Source organism: Pseudomonas sp. H2_D02 (assembly GCF_054677635.1).
Genome location: NZ_CP162816.1, coordinates 399,432 through 425,604, shown reverse-complemented (window position 1 = coordinate 425,604; position 26,173 = coordinate 399,432). Strand labels below are relative to the sequence as shown.

Genomic DNA, 26,173 nt, shown 5'->3' with positions numbered 1-26,173 from the left:
GATGCTCCCAAAAGCCGGAAGACCGAGGCCTTCCGGCGGGTGGTCAGTTGCGGGATGGGAAATAGCCTTGCAGCGCGATGCTGAAGTTGATTGCCAGATACGGGTTCATGATTGCCATCGGCGTGCTGCCGCCAGTAGGGGCGACCGTGCCACTGACCACCGTGGTCACGCCTTGCAATGGCACCGGCGAAGCACCCACTTGATCGGAATATATCGCCGCCGAACCGGGCCCGGTGCCCGAGGTGCCGATGAATGAGTTGGTGGCCGTCGGCGTGTTCACCGGGTTGCTGGCCGGGTTCGCCAGTTGCAGCGTGGTGGCGGCGGTAATGCCGGTGAGTGCATGGGTGTGGTTGGGCAGGTTGTTCAGCGTTGCGCTGACGTTTTCCGTACCGGAAATCTCGCCGATCACCCGCGGAGTCAGGCCCAGCCCGTTGCCTTGGCCCAACGGCAGGCGCCCCTGCAGGTTGGGCAGCATGAAGGTGGTCTGACCGTTGCCGCCGTACGTTACGCCGATCAGCGCGAACAGGGTCTGATACTGGGAAAGGGCGAGTGTTTGCCCGTTGCACAGGGCCCAGTCCCTGGGTGCAAAGTTAAAGGCGAATGACTGGATAGTGCCGATGAATACTTCCATAGATTCCTCGTCCCTCGGGTTATGGGTCTTGCAATGCCTGGCACGTGAAGGACAAGAGTGCGATCAGCCCGACTCCTTCATCCCCTGGCCTGGTCACGCACGGCTGAGCGTAGACGGGGATGCCTGATTTTGCCGGACGGATCGAATGAAAAAACCGGCTCGGCGGGCTTAATCGATTCAGGTCTCGGGCGCCCCGATACCGTCCATCTTTTTTACAGGTTTTGATGTGTTTGATATCAAAACACCACTAGGCGAAGTTTTTTTCCTCGGCTACGCTTCGGCTACAAAGGACTACAATCAAGGTGAATGGATTGCCGCAGTTTCACTTTATCTCCGGTCTACCGCGCTCAGGCTCGACCCTGCTTTCTGCCATTCTGTTGCAGAACCCGCGCTTCCACGCCGGCATGACCAGTCCCGTCGGTACGCTGTTCAGCAGCGTCTTGCAGCAATGCAGTGCCGGCAGCGAGTTCGGTTCGGTGATCGACACCGATATACGGCGGCGCCTGTTGCGCGGCCTCTTCGATTCCTACTACGCTGACAAGTCCGATAAACCGGTCATCTTCGACACCAACCGCCAATGGTGTGCGCGCCTGCCTGCCCTGCAGGACCTGTTTCCCCAAGCCAAGACCATCGCCTGCGTGCGCAACGTCGCCTGGATCCTCGACAGCCTGGAGCGGCTCTACCGCGCCAACCCCTTCGAAAACACCAAGCTGTTCAACGACGATGACGAGCGCAACACCGTCTACAGCCGCTGCGAAACCCTGGCCCAGCGCAACCGCCTGGTGGGGTTCGCCTGGACTGCGCTGAAAGAAGCCTATTACGGTGAAAACGCCGAATCGCTGCTGATCGTCGATTACGACCTGTTGAGCCAGGCGCCTGAACGCGTCATGCGGCTGGTCTACGAGTTCATCGGCGAGCCGTGGTTCGAGCACGACTTCAATCACTTGACCTACGACGCCCCGGCCTTCGATCAGGCCTTGGGTGTTGCCGGCCTGCACAAGGTCAAGCCCAAGGTTGCACCGCAAGCCCGACGGACGCTGCTGCCGCCGGATCTGTTCGATAAATATGCCGAATTGTCGTTCTGGCGCGATGGCACGGCCAGTGCCGCCAATGTCATTCGCATGAAAGCCGACGCCGCGATCAGTTGATCGCGGTTTTTATCATTTGCGTTTAAGAAAGTTCGAGTCCGGGTGATCGTCATGTGGTGGAGCAAAGGCAAATCGCGGGTAACCGAGGGCGCACAGGCCCTGGCATCGCCAATGATCATGTCGCTGGAGCCGCGAATGCTCTTCGACGGCGCGGTGGCCGCGACCGTGGCCGATGCCGCGCAGCCGGATGCACACCCGACCGCCGACGCCGCGAAGACGCCAACGGCGGACCAGCCTTCCGACGGCCATGCGCCCCAGGGGCAGACCGATGCCACCGAGGCGGCCGTCCCGGGCAAGTCCGTGGTGTTCGTCGATTCCCGCGTGAAGGACTCCGCCCAGTTGTTGCAAGGCGTGGCGCCGGGTACCGAGGTGATGCAGCTCGATGGCACCAAGGACGGCTTGCAACAGATCGCCGATTACCTGGACACCCACCAGGGCGTCAGTTCGGTGCAGATCATCGCCCACGGCAACGCCGGTGATTTGTGGCTGGGCAACAGCTACCTGTCGGCCGACAACGTCCAGGCGCGCAGCGATGTGCTGGCGCAGATCGGCAAGGACATGAACGCTGGCGGCGACATCCTGATCTATGGCTGCTATACGGCCGAAGGCGACCGCGGCATGAGCCTGGTCAACTCGCTGGCGCAGCTCACCGGCCGGGACGTGGCCGCTTCCGACGACCGCACCGGCCTGGGCGGCGATTGGAACCTGGAAATCGCGACCGGCAGCATCGAAAGCGCCAACGTGCTGTCGGCGAATGCCATGAGCGACTACCAGTGGGGCCTGGCCACCTGGACCGCCACCAACAACCTCAACAGCGGCGTGGGTTCCCTGCGTGCAGCCCTGTTGTCCGCGCAGAACGGTGACATCGTCACGTTCAACACCAGCATGACCGTCGCCCTGACCCAGGTGCTGGTGGTCGATAAGAACATCACCATCGATGGCGACCTCAATAACGACAACGTCGCCGACGTGACCCTCGACGGCCAGTACCGCACCCAGATCATGCAAGTCACGTCCGGCACCACGGCCACCCTCGATGGCCTGGTGATTACTCGGGGGATGGTGGCAGGCAACGGTGGTAACGGCGGCGACGACGCGCTGGTGTCCCAGGGCGGCGGCATCTACAACGCCGGCACCTTGACCCTGCGCAACGTTACGGTCACCGCGAACGCCGCTTCAGGCGGCGGTGGCGGTGGCGGTGTGACGCCGCAGTACGCCGGTGGCGGCGGCGGTGGCGGTGGTGCGGTCGGTAGCGGTATCGGCGGCAAGGGCGGCGACACGCTTAACTCCACGGGTTCCAATGGCTCGGCCGGGCAGGGCGGCGCGGGCGGCGGCTTCTTCAACATTGGCGGGCGTGGCGGTTCCACCACGGGTGGCGCGGGCGGTGCGGCCTATCCGGGCTACAGCACCGGCTCGGCCGGCGGTACGGCCAGCAGCGGTGGCTTGTCCATCGGCGGTGGCGGCGGTGGTGACGGGTATGACAACTTCGGCGGCGACGGCGGCGGTGCGGTCGGCGGTATCTACAACGACACCGGCGCGACCCTGCGGATCATCGGCAATTCGGTCATCTCCAACAACGTCGGTGCCGGCGGTGGCGGTGGTGGCGGCGGGGCGGGCGGTAGCTATCTCCAGGCGGGCGGTGCGGGCGGCGTCGGTGTCGGCGCCATCTGGAACAAAGGTTCGATCCTGATCACCGCCGCGAACTTCGCCGCCCTGGCCGGCAACGTCGGCGGCAGTGGCGTAGGCGGGACAAGTGCAGGTACCGCAGGGGTTTCACCGGCGTCAGTGGCCAACGTCTACGGCGATGGCGGCACCATCAATACCAACTATGTGCCGGACGAGACGCCGCCCACCGCGACCGTCGTGGTGGCCAACACCAACCTGAACTCCGGTGGTACGTCGACGGTGACCATCACCTTCTCCGAAGCCGTGACCGGCCTCACCGCGGCGGACCTGACGGTACAGAACGGCACCGTTGGCACCTTGACCACCAGCAACGGCGGCATCACCTGGACCGGCACGTTGACCGCAGCCAGCAACATCGCCGACACCACCAATATCATCACCCTGAACAACACTGGCGTGGCCGACCTGGCCGGTAACGCCGGGGTGGGCACCACCGATTCGAACAACTACATCGTCAACGACACCGTGGCGCCCACGGCGTCCATCGTGGTGAGCGACACGGCCCTGAGGATTGGCGAGACCTCGACGGTCACGATCACCTTCTCCGAGGCCGTCTCCGGCTTCACCACGGCCGACATGACGGTGGCCAACGGGACGCTCAGCGGCCTGAGCACCAGCGATGGTGGTATCACCTGGACCGCCACCCTGACACCGGATGCGACTGTCACCGACACCTCCAATCTCATTGTCCTGAACAACACGGGCGTGGCGGACCTCAATGGCAACGCCGGCGTGGGGACGACCAACTCCAACAATTACGCCATCGACACGCAACGTCCGACCGCCACCATCGTGGTCGCCGATACGGCGTTGAGTGCGGGCGAAACCTCGGTGGTGACCATCACTTTCAGCGAGGCCGTGAGTGGTTTCACCGCGGCGGACCTGACCGTTGCCAATGGCAGCGTGACCGGGCTGAGCACCAGTGACGGCGGCATCACGTGGACCGCGACGCTGACCCCGAGCGCCAGCATCAGCGACACCAGCAACCTCATCACTTTGGACAACACCGGCATTGCCGACCTGGCCGGCAACGCCGGCAGCGGCACCACCGACTCGAACAACTACGCCATCGACACACAGCGTCCGACCGCGTCCATCGTGGTCGCCGATACGGCGCTGAGCGTCGGTGAAACGTCCTTGGTCACGATTACCTTCAGCGAGGCCGTCACGGGCTTCACCCTGGCAGACCTGACCGTTGCCAACGGCAGCCTGAGCGGACTGAGCAGCGGCGACGGCGGCATCACCTGGACCGCGACGCTGACCCCGAGTGCCAGCATCAGCGACGCCACCAACCTGATCATCCTGGCCAATACCGGCGTGGCGGATGCAGGGGGCAATGCCGGCAGCGGTACCACCAGCTCCAACAACTACGCCGTCGATACCCAGCGTCCCACGGCCAGTATTGTCGTGAGCGATACCTCGCTGAGCGTCGGCGAAACCTCTTTGGTGACCATCACCTTCAACGAAGCGGTAACAGGCTTTACCACCGCAGACCTGACGGTCGCCAACGGTGCGGTCACCGGCCTGAGCAGCGGCGACGGCGGCATCACCTGGACCGGAACACTGACGCCAAGCGCCAGCATCAGCGACACCAGCAACCTCATCACCCTGGATAACACCGGCTTGACCGACGCGGCGGGCAATGCGGGCAGCGGCACCACCGACTCCAACAACTACGCCATCGACACCGCGCGCCCGACTGCAACCATCGTCGTCGCCGACACGGCTGTCGGTGCTGGCGAAACTTCAGTGGTAACGATTACCTTCAACGAAGCGGTGACCGGTTTCACCCTGGCGGACCTGAGCGTCGCTAATGGCAGCCTCAGCGGGCTGAGCACCAGCGACAACATCACCTACACGGCGACGTTCACGCCGTCGGCAGGCGTCACCGACACCACGAACCTGATCACCCTCAACAACACCGGCGTGGTGGATGGCGCGGGCAACACCGGCAGTGGCACCACCGACTCCAACAATTATGCCGTCGACACCCAACGTCCAACTGCGACCATCGTGATCGCCGACACCGCGCTGAGCGTGGGCGAAACCTCCCTGGTGACCATCACCTTCTCCGAAGCGGTCGGCGGTTTCGACAATTCAGACCTGAGCGTGGCCAACGGCACATTGAGTGCGGTCAGCAGCAGCGATGGCGGCATTACCTGGACCGCCACCTTCACCCCTGCCCTCGGCGTCAGCGATACGTCCAACGTCATTACCTTGAATAACACCGGCATCACTGACGGGGCGGGCAATACCGGCACCGGTACCACCAATTCGAACAACTACCAGGTCGACACCAACGTGCCGACGGCGACCATCGTGGTCGCCGACAGCACCTTGGGCATTGGCGAAACGACGATCGTGACCGTGACGTTCAACTCGGCGGTCAGTGGCTTCGACAATTCGGACCTGACCGTCAGCAACGGGACCTTGGGCACCATGAGCAGTACCGACGGCGGCGTCACCTGGACCGCGACCTTCACGCCGAGCACCAGCATTTCCGATACCAGCAACGTGATTACCCTGGACAATACCGGCCTGATCAACGGCGCGGGCAACGCCGGTGTCGGCACCACCGACTCCAACAACTACGCGGTGGACACAGTGCGTCCGACCGCGACCATTGTCGTGGCCGACACCGCCATCGCGGCCGGCGAAACTTCGCTGGTGACCATCACGTTCAGCGAGGCCGTGACAGCGTTCACTACCGGCGACCTGACCGTCGCCAACGGAACGATCTCCGGGCTGAGCAGCAGCGACGGCGGGATCACCTGGACCGCGACCTTCACGCCCACCAACGGCGTCAACGACAGCAGCAATGTGATTTCGCTCAACAGCGGCGGCATCATCGATCTGGCGGGCAACGGCAACGTCGGCACAACCGATTCCAACAATTACGCCCTCGATACCCAGCGTCCGACTGCCACCATCGTGCTCAGTGATTCATCACTGAGACCGGGCGAAACGGCGCAAGTGACCATCACCTTCAGCGAGGCGGTGATCGGTTTCAGCAACGATGACCTGAGTGTTGCCAACGGCACCTTGAGCGCCGTGAGCAGCAGTGATGGCGGCCTGACCTGGACCGCCACGTTTACCCCGTCCCTGGGCGTGAGCGACACCACCAACCTGATCATTCTCGACAACACCGGGGTGAGCGATGCGGCGGGCAACACCGGAACCGGTACCACTGATTCGGCCAACTATGCGGTCGAGACTCGCGTACCGACCGCCACTGTCGTCGTCGCCGACACCGCGCTGAGCGTGGGCGAAACGTCGCAGGTGACGATCACCTTCTCCGAAGCGGTCAGCGGCTTCGACAACAGCGACCTGACCGTCAGCAACGGGACGCTGAGCAATGTGTCGTCCACCGACGGCGGCGTCACCTGGACGGCAACGTTCACGCCGGCGAGCAATATCACCGACACCAGCAACCTGATCAGCCTGGACACCAGTGGCGTCACTAACGTTTCGGGCAACAGCGGTGTTGGTGTGGTCGACTCCAACAACTACGCAATCGACACCGTGCGCCCGGGCGCGACCATCGTGGTGGCCGATACCTCGCTGGGCATCGGCCAGACCACCACCGTGACCATCAGCTTCACCGAGGCGGTGTCCGGTTTCGACCTGTCGGACCTCAGTGTCGCCAACGGCGTGCTGTCCAACCTCGCCAGCAGCGATGGCGGCCTGACCTGGACGGCGACCCTGACGCCAACGGTGGGTGTCAACGACGCCACCAACCTGATCCTGCTCGACGCCAGCAACGTACAGGACAGTGCCGGCAATGCCGGCGTGGGCATCGCCATCTCCGCCAACTATGCCCTCGATGCGACCCGGCCGACCGCGACCATCGTGGTCGCCAACCCGACCTTGGGCGTGGGCCAGACGACCCAGGTGACCTTCACCTTCAGCGAGGCGGTGACGGACTTCGACCTCTCGGACCTGAGCGTCACCAACGGCGAACTGAGCAACCTGACCAGCAGCGACGGCGGCAAGACCTGGACGGCGACCTTCACGCCCACGGTGAACCTCACCGATCCAAGCAATTTCATTGCCCTGGACACCGGTAACGTCAGCGACCTGTCGGGCAATGCTGGATCAAGCGTGGCGGTGTCCAACAACTACGCGATCGACACCGTGGTGCCCAACGATGTGAAGCCACCACCGGACTTCCTGACATCGGACCCAGTAACGGTCATCCCGCCGTCCGAGGTGCCGTTGCAGCCGATCGTCTTCACGCCGCCGACTGGCAACCTGGGCTCGCCGCTGGGCTTCCCGCCGCTGTTCGAGCAGCGCGATGTCGGCGGTCTCGATCCTATCGGCAGCATCTTCATCAACCGGGGCGAGCTGGCGCCCAGCTATATCGCCCAGGTGTTCAGCAGCGACGCCGCCGGGGATGGTTCGGGCCAGGGGTTCCTGGGCTTTGGTGGTGGCGATGGCGGGGTGTTTGGCAGCAGCACGATTTCCAGCCTGTTCAACCAGGACGCCAGTTCCGATGGCGAATCGCTGGATGCGTTCGACAACCAGTCGATCAAGGGGGGCGATGCGTCCCAGGGCGTGCGCGGGGTATTCGGCGCACCGACCTTGGGCCAGCAATTGCAGCAACTCAAAGACACAGAGCAACGTCAGGTGGACAGCTTGGCGATGGCTTTGAAACAGGCCGGCACCCGCCAAGTGCAGGCCTGAGAAATTCCCATAAGAAAATACGGCAGCCAGGGGCAATCCAGGGATGAATAGAAGTCAGAAGTTATTCGGTATGAGTCTGCTGGCGTTGGTGGTCAGCGGTTGTGCGGTCACCAGCGAGCCGATCGATCGCAGCGTCAGCGAACAGCGCGCCCGCACCGACCTGCAGAGTATGTACAAGGACCAGGAGCCTCTCAGTGGACCACTGACCTTGCACCAGGCGATGGCCCGCGCGGTGAAGTACAACCTTGAAGGCCGCTTGAAAATCATGGAAGAAGCCCTGGCCAAGCGCCAACTCGACCTGGCCAGTTTCGACATGCTGCCGCGCATGGCCCTGGATGCAGGTTATGTGGGGCGCAATAACGTCAACGCCTCCAGCAGCCAGAGCGTGGAAACCGGCACGCAGTCCCTGGAGCCGTCCACTTCTCAAGATCGTGACCGTGAGGTGGCGGACCTGACCATGGTCTGGAATGTCCTCGATTTCGGCGTCAGTTACATCAGCGCCAAGCAGGCCGGTGACCAGCGGCTGATCGTGCAGGAGCGCCGAGCGCAAGGTGATCAACACGATCGTCCAGGACGTGCGTTCGGCCTACTGGCGAGCCATGGCCGCCGAGCGTCTGCTCAAGCAGATCGACAGCCTGATGGCGCGGGTCGAGACGGCACGTGGCAACAGCCAGAGCATGAGCGAGCAGCGCATCGGTGACCCCGTGCAGGCCCTGGGGTACCAGCGTTCGCTGATCCAGGCCACCCGCCAGCTGGAAGAACAGCGCCGGGCCTTGTCCCTGGCCAAGACCGAACTGGCGACCCTGATCAACCTGCCGCTGGGCACCGAGCTGACCCTGGCCACCCAGGACGAATACGCCATCCCGGAACTCAAGGTCGACCTGGCTCGCCTCGAACAGGAAGCCCTGGCCAGCCGGCCGGAACTGCGCGAGCAGGATTACCAGACCCGCATCACCGCCGCCGAAACCCGCAAGGCCATGCTGCGCCTGCTGCCTGGGCTGGAGTTCTCGGCCGGCGGGCATTACGACAGCAACTCGTTCCTGGTCGAACAGGGCTGGGCCGACTACGGCGTGAAAGTCACCTGGAACCTCTTCAATGTCATCTCTGCTCCGGCGGCGATCGACGTGGCCAAGGCCGGCGAAGAAGTCGCGGCGGCGCGGCGCCAGGCCATGTCAATCGCCGTGCTGGCGCAGCTGTACGTCGCCAACGCGAACTACCGTGAAGCGCTGCGCCAGTTCAAGACCAGCCAGCAACTGTCGGACATCGACGGACAGATTGTCGGCCAACTGCGCAGCCGTCATCAGGCCGCAGGCATCGGGGAATTGGACCTGATCCAGGGCGAGTTGAACACCTTGCAGGCCGACCTGCGCCGTGACCTGGCCTACGCCGACCTGCGCAACGCCTATGGGCAGATCTTCGCCAGCGCCGGCCTCGACCCGCTGCCAAACGAAGTGCAATCGACCGAGGTGCAGTCGATTGCCACTGCGCTGGCTAACCGCGAAGCGGCCTGGGCCCAAGGGGACATCGCGGTGGCAACGCCGCCGGTGGCGCAATAACGGAGTGCCGGGATGACGCTTGCGTCGTTTTCCCGGCTGCCCGTCACGGCAAACCTGCCGCTGCTGTTGCAGGCGTTGGCCGCCGTCGAAGAGGATCGTTGGCAAGGCCACTTCAATACTGCCTATCACAGCGGTGATTGGAGTGGCGTGGCGCTGATTTCGGCGGCCGATGCCTTGACCGAACTGTCTCCCGGACGCGGCAGGCCGTTGCCTCGTGCGCCCTGGCTGAAGGATGAGCGCTGGCGACAGGCGTTGCGCAATTGGCCCTTGGAAATTGTCTCGGCTCGACTGCTACGGTTGGGGCCTGGTGGACGCATCCACGAACATCGCGACTATGACCTGGGCGGGCCGGGTGCCGACTTGCGCCTGCACGTTCCGCTGCTCAGCCCGCCTGACGTCGAATTCTGGCTGGACGGGCAGATCATTCCGATGAAAGCGGGTGAGTGCTGGTTCCTTGACCTGGCGCGCCCGCATCGCGTGGCTAATCGAAGTGATCAGCCGCGGGTTCACTTGGTGCTCGATTGCCGTCCCGGACCGTGGTTGGAACAGCAGATTGTCGACGGGCTGACCTCCACGCCCATTGCCGGCATCAAGCAAAGTGACTTGGCCTGCTTTCAGCGGCGCGTGGAGGCTGATCCGCATCTTGCCCGGACGTTGCAAGGCCTGCAGGACCTGGACGCGTTCATCGAATCAGCCCTGGCGCTGGGGGCGGAGCAGGGGTTTCATTTCACCCGGGAAGAACTGTGCGCCGCCATGCGCACCGGTCGCCGACAATGGAGCGACCAGTGGAAGACCTGAACCTGGAGGGCTGGTTGCCGATCCGCCTATGGCAAGAGGTGGGGCAGTGGCGGGTCGATTGGTGCTGGTTCGGTGACCAACGACTGTCACAGCCGTTCTTCAGCGATGCCGTCGAGCAAGCCCTGCGCTTGCCGTTCAACCAAGCGTTCCGCCGCCAGACGCCGCTGGACGCTCTCGGTCAGTGGCAACGTCAGAGCCCGGGACTCGAGCCCGGTGCGTTCATTTTCCATGCCTCCCGATGCGGCTCGACATTGATCAGCCAGATGCTCGCCCGATTGGACGACCACATCGTTATCTCCGAGCCGCCGCCCCTGGACGCACTGCTGCGCAGTGACCTGCCGACCGCCGAACGGTGCGTGGCGCTCAAGGGCTTGATGTCTGCCTACGGGCAGCGCCGCCGAGGCGTGGAACAGCGGTTGGTCATCAAGCTCGACGCCTGGAACATCGGTGAGCTGGCGTTGCTGCGCGAGTGTTTTCCCGATACGCCTTGGCTGTTCCTGTACCGCGCCCCCCTGGAAATCGCGGTTTCCCATATCCGCCGTCCCGGCATGCACATGGTGCCGGGGTTGATCGGGGCAAGCGTGCTGGACGACGGAACTCCGTTTGATGGCCAGGAGGATTATGTTGCGCGGCGATTGGGACGGCTGTTGCAGGTGGGACTGGAGCACTGCCGGGCGTTTGCCGGAACGGCGGTCAATTACGACGAATTACCCGAGGCGATGGCCGGCAGGCTGGGCGGTTTGTTCCGATTGGACACCGAACAACGCGGGCAAGTCTTCTCGGCGGTCAGCCAGCATGCCAAGCAGCCGGCGCAGGCGTTTGCGGGCGACAGCGAGGACAAGCGCCGAGAAGCGTCGCCCCTGTTGCGCGATCGGGTAGAACGTTGGGCACAAGCGCCTTACCAATCGCTGGAGTCGCTGAGAATGGTCGAAGCCAAGACAAAGGGCTCGGTGTCCACGCCAAAGGACTAGACTTCGAGGGAAGCGTCCCAGCCATCCGACCCTGCTCAGGAGCCCCCATGGAAACCCCGGTCCATACCCTTCCCGCCTTGTTCAAACAGCTCGGCCTGCCCGACGACGCCGTCAGCATTGACCAGTTCATCGCCAGCCATTCGCCGCTCAAACCGGATCTGCATCTGGCCGACGCCTTCTTCTGGAGCGAGGGCCAACGGCAATTGCTGCGCGACGAAATTCTTGAAGATGCCGACTGGGCAGTGGTGGTGGATCAGCTCGACGTGCTGCTGCGCAAGGGCCGTAGCGATTGAAGCGAATGTGTGACCTGTGGGAGCGGGCTTGCTCGCGAATGGGTTGTATCAGCCAACGCACCCGTTAACTGACTGACCGCATTCGCGAGCAAGCCCGCTCCCACAGCTCTTGATATTCTTTTGCGCTATTAATAAATAGCTTCTTATTCCTTAAATAATATAACTCTCCTCCTTATACTCGTCCGGGAACAGACACGCAGGAGAGCAACCCATGCGCAACGAATCGATTCGCTACCTGATTGTGCCGGGCTGGCAAGGATCGCCGGAAAATCATTGGCAAACCCACTGGCAGAACAGCCTGCCCAACAGCACCCGGGTCGAGCAGGCCGATTGGTTGACGCCCCGGCGAGAGGATTGGGTGGCCGCGTTGGCGGAAGCTGTCGCTGCTGATAGCACACCGGTGATCCTCATCGCCCACAGCCTGGGCTGCATCACGGTGGCCCATTGGGCCGCTACCGCGCCGGTGCAATTGCTGCGACAGGTTCGCGGTGCTTTGTTGGTCGCGCCGGCAGATGTGGAGCGGCCGGCCTGCGCTCCGGCGTTGCGCAATTTCGCACCGATCCCGACCACGTTGCTGCCGTTTCCCAGCCAAGTGGTCAGCTCCGACAACGATGCGGCGGTCAGTGCCCCTCGCGCCTTGGAGCTGGCCCGCAACTGGGGCGCCGAGGCGGGGATCCTGGCCGGGGCGGGACATATTAATGTGACGTCCGGCCACCAGCGTTGGGAGCAGGGATTCGCTTATCTCTATCGTCTGCAAAACCGCATGGAGCATCACGCCCTGCGTCGCGCCTGAACTTTTAACGCCCTCCGTCTCCCGGCGGCCTGGGGCGGGAGCCTGCCATGAGTTTGCATGAAACCTTTGGTCAGCCCTTGCTGACCTTTCCCGATGCGGAAAAAAGCCCCCTGAGCATACGCGCCAAGGCGCTGGTGTTTGTCGACCCGCGTTCGCGGCAACTGCGCGAGGAACTGGAGCAATTGGCGTCACGCTCGGTTTCGGTATTGATTCGCGGTGAAACCGGCACCGGCAAGGAATTGCTGGCCCGGCATATTCATCGCGAGAGTAATCGTGGCGGGTTGTTCGTCTCGGTCAATTGCGGTGCCATCAGCCCGACCTACGCCGATGCCGAATTGTTCGGCTATGCCGCCGGCAGCCATAGCGGTTCGGCCAGCAGCCGGGCGGGGTGGTTTGGTTCGGCCAACGGCGGCACGCTTTATTTGGATGAAATCGGCGACCTGCCGCTGCCGATCCAGGTCAAGTTACTGGCGGCGCTGGAGAACCACGAAGTCACCCGTGTTGGCGCGCATCAGCCCAACCCGGTGGATGTACGCTTGGTCGCGGCAACCAGCATCGACCTGGCGCAAGCGGTGGCGGCCGGGAAATTCCACGATCGGCTCTATCACTACCTGAGCGAGGGCCAACTCGAGTTACCGGCCTTGCGCGAGAGGGTGGGCGACATTTTGTCCCTGGCCGAATATTTTCTGGGCATCTACGGCCAGCGCCTTGGGTTCACCGTGCCGTTGATCAGCGAAGCGGCGCAGCATGCGCTGGAACAGCACAATTGGCAGGGCAATACCCGTGAGTTGGAAAACGTCATTCATTTTGCGTTGTTGGTGAGTGCCGGTGATGAGATTTTGCCGCAGCACCTGAACCTGCCTTCCCAGCCATCGACGCTGGAATCGATTGAGCGGCAGGTGGCGCAGGTCATCTCTCGGGGTTCGGAAGCCGAGCGTAAATCGCTCAAGGCGCTGCTCGATCAATGGGGCCAAACACTATAGCTCGGGACCCGCTCAACTGTGGTGAGGGAGCTTGCTCCCGCTGGGCCGCGCAGCGGACCCAAGATTTTTTGCGGTCGCTGCGCAACCGAGCGGGAGCAAGCTCCCTCGCCACAAGAGCGGCGTTTTTCCTATATGAGTAAAATGAATATGAACTTGAATAAAAGATATTGTTAAGGCATAAAAAATATCGGTATCTTCCGCATCACGTCAGCGATAGCACTTCGCTGGCACCTCACTTTGGCCGTCGTCGATGACGACAGTGATTTTCGATAAGGACACTGCATGAAAAAGGTTCTGTTGTTCACCGCATTGGCGGCAGCCCTGACCTCGGGCCTGGCCCAGGCCGCGGAGAAACTGGTCGTTGCTGCCACCCCGGTACCCCACGCCGAAATCCTCGAGCTGATCAAGCCAGCCCTCGCCAAAGAAGGCGTGGATTTGCAGATCAAGGTGTTCACCGACTACGTTCAGCCCAACGTACAAGTTGACCAAAAGCGCCTGGACGCCAACTACTTCCAGACCCTGCCTTACCTCAAGAGCTTCAACGAAGGCAAAGGTACTAACCTGGTGACAGTCATCGGCGTGCACGTCGAACCGTTTGGCGGCTACTCGAAAAAGGTCAAGAGCCTGGCTGAGCTGAAGGACGGCGCAACCATCGCCATCCCTAACGAAGGCAGCAACAGCGGCCGCGCCCTGATCCTGCTGCAGAAGGCTGGCCTGATTGAGCTCAAGGATCCGAAAAACGCCCTGGCTACGCCGAAAGACATCGCCAAGAACCCGAAGAACTTCAAGTTCAAGGAACTTGAATCGGCCATGTTGCCGCGCGTGCTAGACCAGGTTGACCTGGACATGATCAACACCAACTATGCCTTGGAAGCAGGTCTGAATCCGGCCAAGGATGCACTGGTAATCGAGGGTGCGGATTCGCCTTACGTGAACTTCCTGGTGGCCCGTCCGGACAACAAGGACAGCCCGGCCATCCAGAAACTGGCCAAGGCCCTGACCAGCCCGGAAGTGAAAGCGTTCATCGAGAAGAAATACAGTGGCGCGGTACTGCCGGCGTTCTGATTCTCCCGATAAAACCCTTCACGGTTTCAAACGCCGACGGCTGATACAGCGTCGGCGTTTTTTTATGCTCAAACAAAGTACTTTGGAAGTGATCACCTGTGGCGAGGGAGCTAGTCCGGCCAATGCCACGCCGGCTCATCCAACGCGCGCTGCCCGGCAATCCCGGTCTGCCCAAAGTCCTTTTCCAGCACGATGCAATTGCAGTCCTCGTCCTGTTCCAGCGCGGCAATCAGGCGCGAGGCATGGGACACGACCCAGACCTGGCAACTGGCCGAGGCTCGGATGATCAAGCGTGCCAGGGCCGGCAACAGGTCCGGGTGCAGGCTGGTTTCCGGCTCGTTGAGCACCATCAGTGACGGCGGTCGCGGCGTGAGCAGGGCGGCAACCAGCAACAGATAGCGCAAGGTCCCGTCCGACAGTTCGGCGGCGGTCAGTGGCCGCAGCAGGCCGTGCTGTTGGAACGCGATGGCGAAACGTCCACCTTGCAGCTTGTCGATCTGCAGATGAGCGCCCGGGAAGGCATCGCCGATGGCGGCATGCAACGCCTCGAAGTCGCCTATCTCAAGGATCGTCTGCAGCGCGGCGGCGAGGTCGCGGCCATCGTGGTGCAACACCGGCGTGCGGGTGCCCAGTTGCGGTTGGCGCACCGGGGCGTCGGCGTCGCTGCGAAAGTGATCATAGAAACGCCAGCGGCGAATGAACTCGCGCATTTGCAGCACCTCCGGCGAGGCACGCAGGCTGCCGACCTGGTCGAACAGGCTGTCGAAGGTCGGGGTGTGCTGGGACAGGACGTCCCAGGAACGTCCCTCGCGGGCACGGACCATCGGCCCGTTGCGGTCCACCAGCAGGCTGGCCGGTCGAAACATCGGGCCGGCCCAGATGCATTCACGCTTGATCTCCGGGTCCAGGGAGAAAGCCGAGCGACTGGGCTCCGGCAGGCCCAGGGCGATCGAATAGCTGAAGTCTTCAGCGGCGAATCCCAGGCGCAGGCGCTTGGTGCCCTGACGCACAGTCGCCTGGACAGGTACTTCGCCGTTGCGCATGCGCCGGCTGATTTCTTCCGGGCCGGCCCAGAAAGTCGAGTCCAGGCCTCCTTCCCTGGCAAGCGCATTGACCACACCGCCTTGTGCCGTTTCCGCCAGCAGCCGAAGGGCGCGATACAAATTGGATTTGCCGCTGCCGTTGGGGCCGGTGATCAGGTTCAGCCGACCCAGTGGAATGACCAGTTTATTGATGGATCGGTAGTTGGCCACTGCCAGGGTCTTGAGCATGCGAATTCCCTTCGTGCATGGATGTCTGAGACGAGTCTGCCCGATTGCCGTGCATTCGGTGAACCCTGTTCTAAGCTCACAGTCGTATCGTCACTGGTACGTCGGTACAACGCAAAGGAGTCTGCATGACTGGTCCTGGAATCAAATTGATTGTTGGCTTGGGCGTGTGTGCGTTGTTGACGGGGTGTGGTGACAAGAAACCCGAGGAAAAAGCCTTGCCCCGGGTGTTCATACAGCAAGCCACACCCAGCGAGTACGCGGCCTCGGTCACGCTGACCGGCGATGTCCAGGCCCGGGTGCAAACCGATCTGTCGTTTCGTGTGGGCGGCAAGATCGTCGAGCGCAAAGTCGACGTCGGCGACCGGGTCTCGGCCCGGCAAGTGCTGGCCCGGCTCGATCCTCGCGACTTGCAGACCAACGTCGATTCCGCCGAAGCCCAGGTGGCCGCCGAACAGGCGCGGGTCAAGCAGAGCGCGGCGGCCTTCGTTCGCCAGCAGAAACTCTTGCCCAAGGGCTACACCAGCCAGAGCGAATACGACACGGCCCAGGCGCAATTGCGCAGTAGCCAGAGCGCGTTGACGGCGGCCCAGGCCCAACTGGCCAACGCCCGCGAACAGCTCAGTTATACCGCGCTCATTGCCGAGGCGCCCGGCATCATCACGGCGCGCCAGGCCGAAGTCGGCCAGGTGGTCCAGGCCACGGAGCCGATTTTCAGCCTGGCCCGTGACGGTGAGCGTGACGCGGTGTTCAACATCTATGAATCACTGTTGCGCGAACCGCCCTCGGACCCGCAGATCACCATCAGCCTGCTGGACAACCCGGCCATCAAGACCACCGGCACGGTGCGCGAGATTACCCCGGCGGTGTCCGCCGAGACCGGTACCGTGCAGGTCAAGGTCACGCTCAATGATTTGCCTGAAGGCATGCGCCTGGGGTCGGTGGTCAGCGCCACGGCCAAATCCGCCGGCAAGACCGCCGTGGAATTGCCTTGGTCGGCACTGACGAAGAACCTCAGCGAGCCGGCCGTGTGGTTGGTGGACGGCGAGGGCAAGGCGCAGTTGCAGACGGTCACGGTCGGCCGCTATTTGACCGGCAAGGTCATCATCAGTGACGGGCTCAAGGGCGGCGAGAAGATCATCATTGCCGGCGGGCAATTGCTCCATCCTGGCGTGCGCGTCGAGATCGCTGAAAACAACTACGACAAAGCCCCGACAGGAGCCCAGCCATGAAGCGCCTGTGGATGGTTTCGGCCGGCCTGCTGCTGGCCGCCTGTTCGAAAGAAGAAGCGCCGCCGGAGCCGATCAGACCGGTGTTGTCCATCGAGGTTCGGGCCCTCGACCAGCAGGCCCTCGGACGCTTCGCCGGGAATATCCAGGCCCGCTACGAAACCAACGTGGGGTTCCGGGTGCCGGGCCGTATTGCCAGCCGCAACGTCGATGTCGGTGCCGAGGTGAAGAAGGGCGACCTGCTCGCGACCCTCGACCCCACCGACCAGCAGAACCAGTTGCGCGCCGCCCAGGGCGACCTCGCGCGGATCCAGGCGCAGTACATCAATGCCCAGGCCAACGCCCGTCGCCAGCAACAATTGTTCGACCGTGGCGTCGGTGCCCAGGCGCAACTGGACGTCGCCCAGACCGATCTGAAAACCACCGCAGCATCCCTGGAGCAGGCGCGGGCCTCGGTTGAGCAGGCCCGTGACCAGCTCAACTACAGCGAACTGCACACCGATCATGACGCCGTCGTCACGGCTTGGACTGCCGAGGCCGGGCAAGTGGTGACCGCCGGCCAGCAGGTGGTGACACTGGCCCGTCCGGACATCAAGGAAGCGGTGATCGACTTGCCTGCTGGGTTGGCCGAACGCCTGCCGGAGGACGTGGTGTTCGAAGTCGCCGCGCAACTCGACCCGGCGACCCGCACCACGGCCATCGTGCGCGAGATCGAACCCCAGGCGCAAAGCGCCACCCGCACGCGCCGCGCACGCCTGACCCTGACCGATACACCGCCAGGATTTCGCCTGGGCACGGCCATCAGCGTGACCCTGAGCTCGGCCATCGAGCCGCGCATCGAGTTGCCGCTCAGTGCGCTGCAGGAAGTGGATGGCAAGACGCGAATCTGGCTGGTCAACCCGCAGGACCAGACGGTTTCGCCCCGGGACGTACAGGTGCTCGAACGGTCGGACGACTCGGTGTTGGTGGCCAACGGCATCAAGCCCGGCGACCGCGTGGTCAGCGCTGGCGTGAACAGTCTCCAGCCGGGGCAAAAAGTGAAACTCGACGAGGACGCACGATGAAAGGGCCTTTCAACTTATCGGAATGGGCCCTGCGGCATCAGTCATTCGTCTGGTACCTGATGTTCGTCGCGCTGCTGATGGGCGTGTTCTCCTACATGAACCTGGGCCGCGAGGAGGATCCGTCGTTCACCATCAAGACCATGGTCATCCAGACCCGCTGGCCTGGCGCGACCCAGGAAGAAACGCTCAAGCAGGTCACGGACCGCATCGAGAAAAAACTCGAGGAGCTCGATTCCCTCGATTATGTGAAGAGCTACACCCGGCCCGGTGAGTCCACGGTGTTCGTGTACCTGCGCGATACCACGGGCGCCAAGGAAATCCCGGAGATCTGGTACCAGGTCCGCAAGAAGATCAACGACATCCGCGGTGATTTCCCGCAAGGCCTCCAAGGTCCGGGATTCAACGATGAGTTCGGCGACGTATATGGCTCGGTATACGCCTTCACCGGCGACGGCCTGTCGATGCGTCAGTTGCGCGATTACGTGGAGCAAGTACGCGCCGAGATCCGCGACGTGCCTGGCCTGGGCAAGGTGGAGATGGTCGGCGAGCAGGACGAAGTGCTGTACCTGAACTTCTCCACGCGCAAACTCGCGGCCCTGGGCATCGATCAACGCCAGGTGGTGCAGAGCCTGCAATCGCAGAACGCCGTGACCCCGGCCGGGGTGATCGACGCCGGGCCGGAGCGAATTTCCGTGCGCACGTCGGGGCAGTTCCAGTCGGAAAAGGACCTGGCCAGCGTCAATCTGCGACTCAACGATCGCTTCTATCGACTGGCTGACATCGCCGATATCCGCCGTGGTTATGTCGACCCCGCCACACCGATGTTCCGCTTCAATGGCACGCCGGCCATTGGCTTGGCCATCGCCATGAAGAAGGGCGGCAACATCCAGGAATTCGGCAAGGCGCTGCATGCGCGCATGAACGAACTGACCGCCGACCTCCCGGTGGGCGTCGGCGTGCATACGGTGTCGGACCAGGCCGAGGTGGTGGAGGAGGCTGTCGGCGGTTTCACCAGCGCGCTGTTCGAGGCGGTGATCATCGTGCTGGTCGTCAGTTTCATCAGCCTCGGCATCCGGGCCGGGCTGGTGGTGGCCTGCTCGATTCCGTTGGTGTTGGCGATGGTATTCGTGTTTATGGAATACAGCGGCATCACCATGCAGCGGATCTCCCTCGGCGCGCTGATCATCGCCCTCGGGCTGCTGGTGGACGACGCGATGATCACCGTGGAAATGATGGTGACCCGTTTGGAAAAGGGCGACAGCAAGGACCAGGCCGCCACGTTCGCCTACACCTCGACCGCTTTCCCCATGCTCACCGGGACCCTGGTGACCGTGGCCGGTTTCGTGCCCATCGGCCTGAACGCCAGTTCGGCGGGCGAATACACCTTTACCCTGTTCGCGGTGATTGCCGTGGCGATGCTGGTGTCATGGATCGTCGCGGTGCTGTTTGCGCCGGTGATCGGTGTGCACATCCTCAGCGCCGACGTCAAACCCCACAGCGCCGAGCCGGGGCGGATCGGCCGGGCGTTCAACGGCGGCCTGCTGTGGGCGATGCGCAACCGTTGGTGGGCCATCGGCATTACGGTGCTGCTGTTCGCGTTGGCGGTGTTTTGCATGCGCTTCGTGCAGAACCAGTTCTTCCCGTCTTCGGACCGCCCGGAGATCCTGGTGGACCTCAACCTGCCGCAAAACGCCTCGATGGACGAGACGCGCAAAGCGGTCGATCGCCTGGAAGCGACCCTCAAGGATGACCCGGACATCGCGCGCTGGAGCACTTACATCGGCGAAGGCGCCATTCGTTTCTATCTGCCGCTGGACCAACAGCTGCAGAACCCGTACTACGCGCAACTGGTGATCGTCAGCAAGGGCCTGGAGTCGCGGGCGGCGCTGACCGAACGCCTGCAAAAACGCCTGCGGGAAGATTTCGTCGGCATCGGCAGCTACGTGCAGGCGCTGGAAATGGGCCCGCCGGTGGGCCGGCCAATCCAGTATCGCGTCAGCGGCAAGGACATCGACCAGGTGCGCAAGCACGCCATCGAGCTGGCCACCGAGTTGGACAAGAACCCGCACATCGGCGAAATCATCTACGACTGGAACGAGCCGGGCAAAGTGCTGCGCATCGACATCGCCCAGGACAAGGCGCGGCAGTTGGGGCTTTCTTCGGACGACGTGGCTCGGCTGATGAACAGTATCGTCAGCGGCTCTCCCGTCACCCAGGTCAACGACGATATCTACCTGATCGACGTGGTAGGGCGCGCCGAAGACGCCGAGCGCGGTTCTCCGGAAACCCTGCAGAACCTGCAGATCGTCACCCCGGGCGGCACGTCGATTCCACTGCTGGCATTCGCCACGGTGCGTTATGAACTGGAACAGCCACTGGTGTGGCGCCGCGACCGCAAGCCGACCATCACCATCAAGGCCGCCGTGCGCGATGAAATCCAGCCGACGGATCTGGTGAGGCAACTGCAACCGGATATCGACAAGTTCGCCGCCAAGTTGCCGGTGGGCTACAAGATCGCGACTGGCGGTACGGTGGAAGAAAGCAGCAAGGCCCAGGGCCCCATTGCCAGCGTCGTGCCGCTGATGCTGTTCTTGATGGCGACGTTCCTGATGATCCAATTGCACAGCGTGCAGAAGCTGTTCCTGGTGGCGAGCGTCGCGCCGTTGGGTTTGATTGGCGTGGTGCTGGCGCTGGTGCCGACGGGCACGCCGATGGGGTTCGTGGCGATTCTTGGCATCCTTGCGCTGATCGGTATCATCATTCGTAACTCGGTAATCCTGGTGACCCAGATCGACGAGTATGAGCGTGACGGCTACGAACCCTGGGACGCGGTGGTCGAAGCCACCGAACACCGACGCCGGCCGATCCTGCTGACGGCGGCTGCGGCGAGCCTGGGGATGATCCCGATTGCCCGCGAAGTGTTCTGGGGACCGATGGCCTACGCGATGATCGGCGGAATCATTGTCGCCACGTTGCTGACGCTGTTGTTCCTGCCGGCGCTGTACGTGGCCTGGTACAAGATCCGCGAGCCCAAGCGTGATTGAAACGGCCGAGAACATGTCCCATGTGGCGAGGGGATTTATCCCCGCTGGGCTGCACCGCAGCCCCAAGGAAAACAACCTCATTCAACCTGATACACCGGGTTTGCAGCCTTTTGGGGCTGCTTCGCAGCCCAGCGGGGATAAATCCCCTCGCCACAGGTTAGGTGTCTGGTCTCGGCAGCGCGCAATTTTTACTTGCGCAACAACCGCAACCCATTGAACACCACCAGCAAGCTCACCCCCATGTCGGCAAACACCGCCATCCACATGGTCGCGAGCCCGGCGAAAGTCACGCCGAGGAAGATCGCCTTGATGACCAACGCCAGGGCAATGTTCTGTTTCAGGATGCTGGACGTCTGCCGCGACAGCCGGATGAACGCCGGAATCTTGCGCAGATCGTCATCCATCAAGGCAACGTCGGCGGTTTCGATGGCCGTGTCGGTGCCGGCCGCCGCCATGGCGAAACCAATTTCCGAGCGGGCGAGCGCCGGGGCGTCGTTGATGCCGTCGCCGACCATGCCGACCCGGTGGCCTTGGGCATACAGATTTTCGATGGCGTGCAGCTTGTCCTCCGGCAGCAGGTCGCCACGGGCCTGATCGATGCCGACCTGCCGGGCAATCGCCTCGGCGGTGTGGGCGTTGTCGCCCGTCAGCATCAATGTCTTGATACCCAGTCCGTGCAATTGCCGGATGGCTTCGCGGCTGGAATCCTTCACGGTGTCGGCGACGGCAAACAGCGCCAAGGGCTTTGTGCGGTCGAGCAGCAGCACCACGGACTTGCCTTGCTTTTCCAGGGCGAAGAGTTGCTCTTCCAGTTCCGGGGAACACAGGTCGAGATCTTCCACGAGGCGGTGATTGCCCAAGTGATAGGTCTGGCCGCCGATGTCGCCACGAACACCGCGCCCGGCCAGCGCGGCGAAGTTATCCACAGCATGCTGCGCCAGTTGTTTATCCACAGCCGCCTCGGCAATCGCCCGGGAAACCGGGTGGTCCGAGCGTGCCGCGAGGCTGGCGGCCAAGGCTGGGACGGTGGCTTCCGTGGTCGGGTCCAGCAGCACGTAATCGGTCTGTACCGGCTTGCCGTGGGTGATGGTTCCGGTCTTGTCCAGGGCCAGGTAATCGAGCTTGTGGCCGCCTTCAAGATAGACGCCACCCTTGACCAATATGCCTTTGCGCGCCGCTGCTGCCAGGCCGCTGACGATGGTCACCGGGGTGGAAATCACCAGCGCGCAAGGACAGGCGACCACCAGCAGGACCAGCGCGCGATAGATCCAGTCGAACCAGCTCGCGCCCATGAACAGCGGTGGGATGATCGCCACGGCCAGGGCCAGGGCAAACACCGCCGGGGTGTAGACTTTCGAGAATTGATCGACGAAGCGCTGGGTAGGCGCCCTGGAACCTTGGGCCTGTTCCACAGCGTGGATGATTCGCGCCAGGGTCGATTGATCGGCAGCGGCGGTGACCGTGTATTCCAGTTCGCCGGCCTGGTTGATGGTGCCGGCGAAGACTTTATCGCCCACGGTTTTTTCCACCGGCAGGCTCTCACCGGTGATGGGCGCCTGGTCAATGGTCGAGCGCCCGGCGACCACGTCACCGTCCAGCCCAACCCGTTCGCCAGGACGAAGCCGTACCCTGGCACCGAGGGCAATGGTCTTCACGTCCTCTACCTGCCACGTGCCATCGGCCTGTTGCACCGTGGCTTGTTCCGGCGCCATTTGCATCAGGCCGCTGATGGCGTTGCGTGCGCGATCGAGGGATTTGGCTTCGATCAGTTCGGCCACGGTGAACAGGAACATCACCATCGCCGCCTCCGGCCATTGGCCGATCAGCACGGCGCCGGTCACCGCGATGCTCATCAAGGCGTTGATGTTCAGGTTGAAGTTTTTCAGGGCAATCCAGCCCTTCTTGTACGTGCCGAGGCCGCCGCTGAGAATCGAGACCAATGCAACCAACGCGACCACCCAGTTCGGCGCGGCGTTGGTGAAGTGAATCACCTCGGCAGCCAGTGCCGTGACGCCGGACAACGCCAGTGGCCACCAGGGCTTCGCTGGGGCAGGCAAGTTATTGGTCGGCTTTTCCTGGCCGGCCGCCAGTGGCTCCGCCTGCATCCCGAGGGATTTGATGGCCTTGATGATGGGGGCATCGCTGGGCAAATCATGGGTCACGCCCAGCACGCGGTTGATCAGGTTGAATTCCAGCTGCTGCACGCCTTCGAGCTTGCCGAGTTTGTTCTGGATCAGCGTCTGCTCGGTGGGGCAGTCCATGGCTTCGATGCGAAAACTGCTCAGCCGCGCACCGTCCGTCGGCGTTTTGCCGAGGCTGACCACCGACGGTGCCGCTTTCGAGGCGCAGCAGGAGTGCCCATGGGCGTGGCCGTGGTCGGGTTTGTGGATGTGAAGGGAATCGCTCATCGGATGATGTCCGTAAAAAGTGCCTGTTGCGCAGTAAAGACCCTGTAGCCACTATAGGGTCAAGCACCTATTTTCGGAGGCCACACCATGAAGATCGGAGAACTGGCGAAAATCACCGACTGCCAGGTCGAGACCATCCGCTACTACGAGCGCGAAGGCCTGCTGCCGGAACCGGCCCGCAGCGACGGTAATTATCGCGTTTATACCCAAGCCCACGCCGAGCGGCTGACGTTCATCCGCAACTGCCGCACCCTGGACATGACCCTCGAAGAAATCCGCAGCCTCCTGGCCTTGCGCGACAGTCCCCAGGATCAGTGCGAGAGCGTCAACGCCCTGATCGACGAGCACATCGACCACGTCAAGGCGCGCATCGATGGCCTGATGGCCTTGCAGGCGCAACTGATCGACCTGCGCCATCGCTGCGGCGAAGGGCCGGACCTGGATCAATGCGGGATCCTGCAACGGTTGGAAGTGAGCGGCGCGGTGGCGCCGGAAGTGGAGCATTCACATGTGGGCAGGAGTCACGGGCATTGAACTGCTCTTGAAGTACATGGCGATCTAATGTGGGAGCGAGCTTGCTCGCGATAGCAACCTATCAGTCAACATTGATGTTGAATGTACTGGACCTATCGCGAGCAAGCTCGCTCCCACAGGGGGGGATGGCGGTGTCTTTCAGACCGCCATCGGCGCGGTCATCGGCGCGTGGTGCTGGTAGCCTTCGAGGGAGAAATCGCCCGGCTCCACTTGCTCCAGCCACTCCGGCTGGTAAACACCGGTCTTGGCAAACTCCGGCACTCGCTCGGAAATCACCAGCTTGGGCATCGGGAACGGCTCGCGGGTGAGCTGTTCGTTGAGCATGTCCAAGTGGTTTTCGTAGACGTGGGCGTCGCCGATGAAATAGGTGAACCAGCGCGGCGTGTAGCCGGTCAGGCGGCCGATCAGGCTCAGCAGCGCGGCGCCTTCGGTGAGGTTGAACGGCGTGCCCAGGCCCAGGTCGTTGGAGCGGATGTAGAGGGTCAGGGAAATTTCCCGGGTCTCGACATTCGGGTGGAACTGGTAGAGCAGATGGCACGGCGGCAGGGCCATTTCATCGAGCTGGGCGCAGTTCCAGCCGTGGAACAGGATGCGCCGGCTGCCCGGGTCCTTGATGATGGTGTCGACGCACTGGCGAACCTGGTCGATGGCCTTGTACAGCACCACGTAGGCCTGGCCGTTTTCTTCGCCCTCGGCGATCTGCCGGTAACCCTGGGCCAGCGTCTGCTCGATGGCCGCCTGGTTGTTCAGGGAGATCTGCTTGTAGGCCGGCCATTTGCGCCACTGCACGCCGTAGATCTCGCCCAGGTCGTCTTCACCCTGGCGGAACGGGTTGGCCAGCCACTGGGCGTTTTCGTTGGCGTTCTGGTCCCAGACCTTGCAGCCCAAGGCGCGAAATTCAGCGGCATTGTTCACGCCACGCAGGAAACCGCACATTTCGCCGATGGCCGATTTGAAGGCCATCTTGCGGGTGGTGATGGCGGGAAAGCCTTCCTTCAAGTCATAGCGCAGCATGGCGCCGGGGAAGCTGATGGTGTTCACGCCGGTGCGGTTGGCTTGCTTGGTGCCGTTCTTGATGACGTGGGCCACCAGATCGAGATATTGCTTCATGGGTTACCTGTGTCCTTGAACCCGGGGCCAGCGCCCCGGGGTTCGAATTTAAACTTTGGCGGCGGCAGCCGGCGCGCGACGATAGGCCAGCCAGATCAGCGCGAGGCCACCGATGATCATCGGCAGGCACAGCACCTGGCCCATGGTCAGCCAGTTCCACGCCAGATAGCCGAGCTGGGCATCCGGGACGCGGACGAATTCGACGATGAAGCGGAAGATGCCATAGAACAGGGCGAACATCCCCGACACCGCCATGGTTGGCCGCGGCTTGCGCGAGAACAGCCAGAGAATCAGGAAGAGTGCCACGCCTTCGAGGGCGAATTGATAGAGCTGCGACGGGTGGCGCGGCAACTGCGCCGGGTCGCTGAAGGGTGGGAAGATCATCGCCCACGGCACGTCGGTCGGCTTGCCCCACAATTCGGCATTGATGAAGTTGCCGATGCGCCCGGCGCCCAGGCCGATCGGCACCATCGGCGCGACGAAGTCCATCAGTTCGAAAAACGACTTGTTGTTGCGCTTGCCGAACCACAACGCCGCCAGCATCACGCCGATGAACCCGCCGTGGAACGACATGCCGCCCTTCCAGACTTCGAAAATCAGCGTCGGGTTGGCCAGGTAGGCGCTCAGGTCGTAGAACAGCACATAGCCCAGGCGTCCGCCGACGATCACGCCCATGGACAGCCAGAACACCAGGTCGGAGAGCTTTTCCTTGTTCCAGGTCGGGTCGAAGCGGTTGAGCCGGCGCGACGCCAGCAGCCAGGCACCGCCGATGCCGATCAGGTACATCAGGCCGTACCAGTGGATTTTCAGCGGGCCGATGGCCAGGGCCACCGGATCGATCTGCGGGTAAGGCAGCATTGATATTCCTCGTAAACGTCAAAAATACCCGGGCGACGCTGTCACCTCGGG

Annotated in this window: 17 protein-coding genes and 1 pseudogene; 13 read left to right on the top strand and 5 right to left on the bottom strand. The window is 62.8% G+C overall.

Annotated features, from left to right (window positions below):
• Positions 1 to 43: 43 nt before the first annotated feature.
• Positions 44 to 631, bottom strand: a complete 588-nt coding sequence (locus AB4N42_RS01930; protein ID WP_030137988.1) for a phage tail protein — start codon at positions 629 to 631, stop codon at positions 44 to 46.
• Positions 632 to 933: 302 nt separating this feature from the next.
• On the opposite strand from AB4N42_RS01930, the gene AB4N42_RS01925 reads away from it, so the two are divergent.
• The 9 genes and pseudogenes from AB4N42_RS01925 (at position 934) to AB4N42_RS01885 (ending at position 14,607) form a co-directional block, all read left to right on the top strand.
• A complete protein-coding gene (locus AB4N42_RS01925) occupies positions 934 to 1,779 on the top strand; it encodes a sulfotransferase family protein (RefSeq protein ID WP_460115784.1) in 846 nt (281 codons plus the stop codon).
• A gap of 51 nt (positions 1,780 to 1,830) precedes the next feature.
• On the top strand, positions 1,831 to 8,148 hold the full coding sequence (locus tag AB4N42_RS01920; RefSeq protein WP_460115783.1) for an Ig-like domain-containing protein: 6,318 nt from the start codon (positions 1,831 to 1,833) through the stop codon (positions 8,146 to 8,148).
• 43 nt (positions 8,149 to 8,191) lie between these two features.
• Positions 8,192 to 9,704, top strand: a pseudogene (locus tag AB4N42_RS01915) (TolC family protein).
• Positions 9,705 to 9,716: 12 nt separating this feature from the next.
• Complete coding sequence (locus AB4N42_RS01910; RefSeq protein WP_460115782.1) at positions 9,717 to 10,502, top strand: aspartyl/asparaginyl beta-hydroxylase domain-containing protein; 786 nt, start codon at positions 9,717 to 9,719, stop codon at positions 10,500 to 10,502.
• Entirely contained in the window at positions 10,490 to 11,473 is a 984-nt protein-coding gene (locus tag AB4N42_RS01905) for a sulfotransferase family protein (protein ID WP_217860940.1), read from the top strand. Before AB4N42_RS01910 ends, AB4N42_RS01905 begins: the two co-directional genes overlap by 13 nt.
• A 47-nt stretch (positions 11,474 to 11,520) precedes the next feature.
• Positions 11,521 to 11,766, top strand: a complete 246-nt coding sequence (locus AB4N42_RS01900; protein WP_181290286.1) for a DUF2789 domain-containing protein — start codon at positions 11,521 to 11,523, stop codon at positions 11,764 to 11,766.
• 211 nt (positions 11,767 to 11,977) lie between these two features.
• Positions 11,978 to 12,559, top strand: a complete 582-nt coding sequence (locus tag AB4N42_RS01895; protein WP_217860941.1) for an alpha/beta hydrolase — start codon at positions 11,978 to 11,980, stop codon at positions 12,557 to 12,559.
• Positions 12,560 to 12,606: 47 nt separating this feature from the next.
• Positions 12,607 to 13,542 (top strand): sigma 54-interacting transcriptional regulator, encoded by a 936-nt coding sequence (locus tag AB4N42_RS01890; protein ID WP_460115781.1) that lies wholly within the window; start codon positions 12,607 to 12,609, stop codon positions 13,540 to 13,542.
• A 282-nt stretch (positions 13,543 to 13,824) separates the two neighbouring features.
• Positions 13,825 to 14,607: a MetQ/NlpA family ABC transporter substrate-binding protein gene (locus AB4N42_RS01885; RefSeq protein ID WP_198797022.1), complete on the top strand. Its 783-nt coding sequence runs from the start codon at positions 13,825 to 13,827 to the stop codon at positions 14,605 to 14,607.
• 110 nt (positions 14,608 to 14,717) lie between these two features.
• On the opposite strand, the gene AB4N42_RS01880 is transcribed toward AB4N42_RS01885, so the two are convergent.
• A complete protein-coding gene (locus tag AB4N42_RS01880; protein WP_258648680.1) occupies positions 14,718 to 15,878 on the bottom strand; it encodes an AAA family ATPase in 1,161 nt (386 codons plus the stop codon).
• Between the two features lie 125 nt (positions 15,879 to 16,003).
• Between AB4N42_RS01880 and AB4N42_RS01875 the strand changes: the two genes are divergently transcribed.
• Genes AB4N42_RS01875 through AB4N42_RS01865 form a run of 3 tightly spaced genes read left to right on the top strand, consistent with a single transcriptional unit; the run spans position 16,004 to position 21,212 of the window.
• Positions 16,004 to 17,107 carry an efflux RND transporter periplasmic adaptor subunit gene (locus AB4N42_RS01875; protein WP_217860945.1) on the top strand — a complete coding sequence of 368 codons (1,104 nt, stop codon included), beginning with the start codon at positions 16,004 to 16,006 and terminating at the stop codon, positions 17,105 to 17,107.
• Entirely contained in the window at positions 17,104 to 18,168 is a 1,065-nt protein-coding gene (locus AB4N42_RS01870) for an efflux RND transporter periplasmic adaptor subunit (RefSeq protein WP_030140539.1), read from the top strand. The genes AB4N42_RS01875 and AB4N42_RS01870 overlap by 4 nt, the downstream gene beginning before the upstream one ends.
• Positions 18,165 to 21,212: an efflux RND transporter permease subunit gene (locus AB4N42_RS01865; protein WP_431146589.1), complete on the top strand. Its 3,048-nt coding sequence runs from the start codon at positions 18,165 to 18,167 to the stop codon at positions 21,210 to 21,212. The genes AB4N42_RS01870 and AB4N42_RS01865 overlap by 4 nt, the downstream gene beginning before the upstream one ends.
• A gap of 188 nt (positions 21,213 to 21,400) precedes the next feature.
• Here the strand turns inward: AB4N42_RS01865 and AB4N42_RS01860 are convergent, their stop codons facing one another.
• Positions 21,401 to 23,620, bottom strand: coding sequence for a heavy metal translocating P-type ATPase (locus AB4N42_RS01860; protein ID WP_460115780.1), 2,220 nt, complete (start codon positions 23,618 to 23,620; stop codon positions 21,401 to 21,403).
• An 87-nt stretch (positions 23,621 to 23,707) separates the two neighbouring features.
• On the opposite strand from AB4N42_RS01860, the gene cadR reads away from it, so the two are divergent.
• Entirely contained in the window at positions 23,708 to 24,154 is a 447-nt protein-coding gene (gene cadR / locus AB4N42_RS01855) for a Cd(II)/Pb(II)-responsive transcriptional regulator (RefSeq protein ID WP_030140536.1), read from the top strand.
• A gap of 138 nt (positions 24,155 to 24,292) precedes the next feature.
• On the opposite strand, the gene AB4N42_RS01850 is transcribed toward cadR, so the two are convergent.
• Entirely contained in the window at positions 24,293 to 25,264 is a 972-nt protein-coding gene (locus AB4N42_RS01850; RefSeq protein ID WP_407683947.1) for a thymidylate synthase, read from the bottom strand.
• A gap of 48 nt (positions 25,265 to 25,312) precedes the next feature.
• Complete coding sequence (gene lgt, locus AB4N42_RS01845) at positions 25,313 to 26,122, bottom strand: prolipoprotein diacylglyceryl transferase (RefSeq protein ID WP_030140534.1); 810 nt, start codon at positions 26,120 to 26,122, stop codon at positions 25,313 to 25,315.
• Between the last annotated feature and the right edge of the window lie 51 nt (positions 26,123 to 26,173).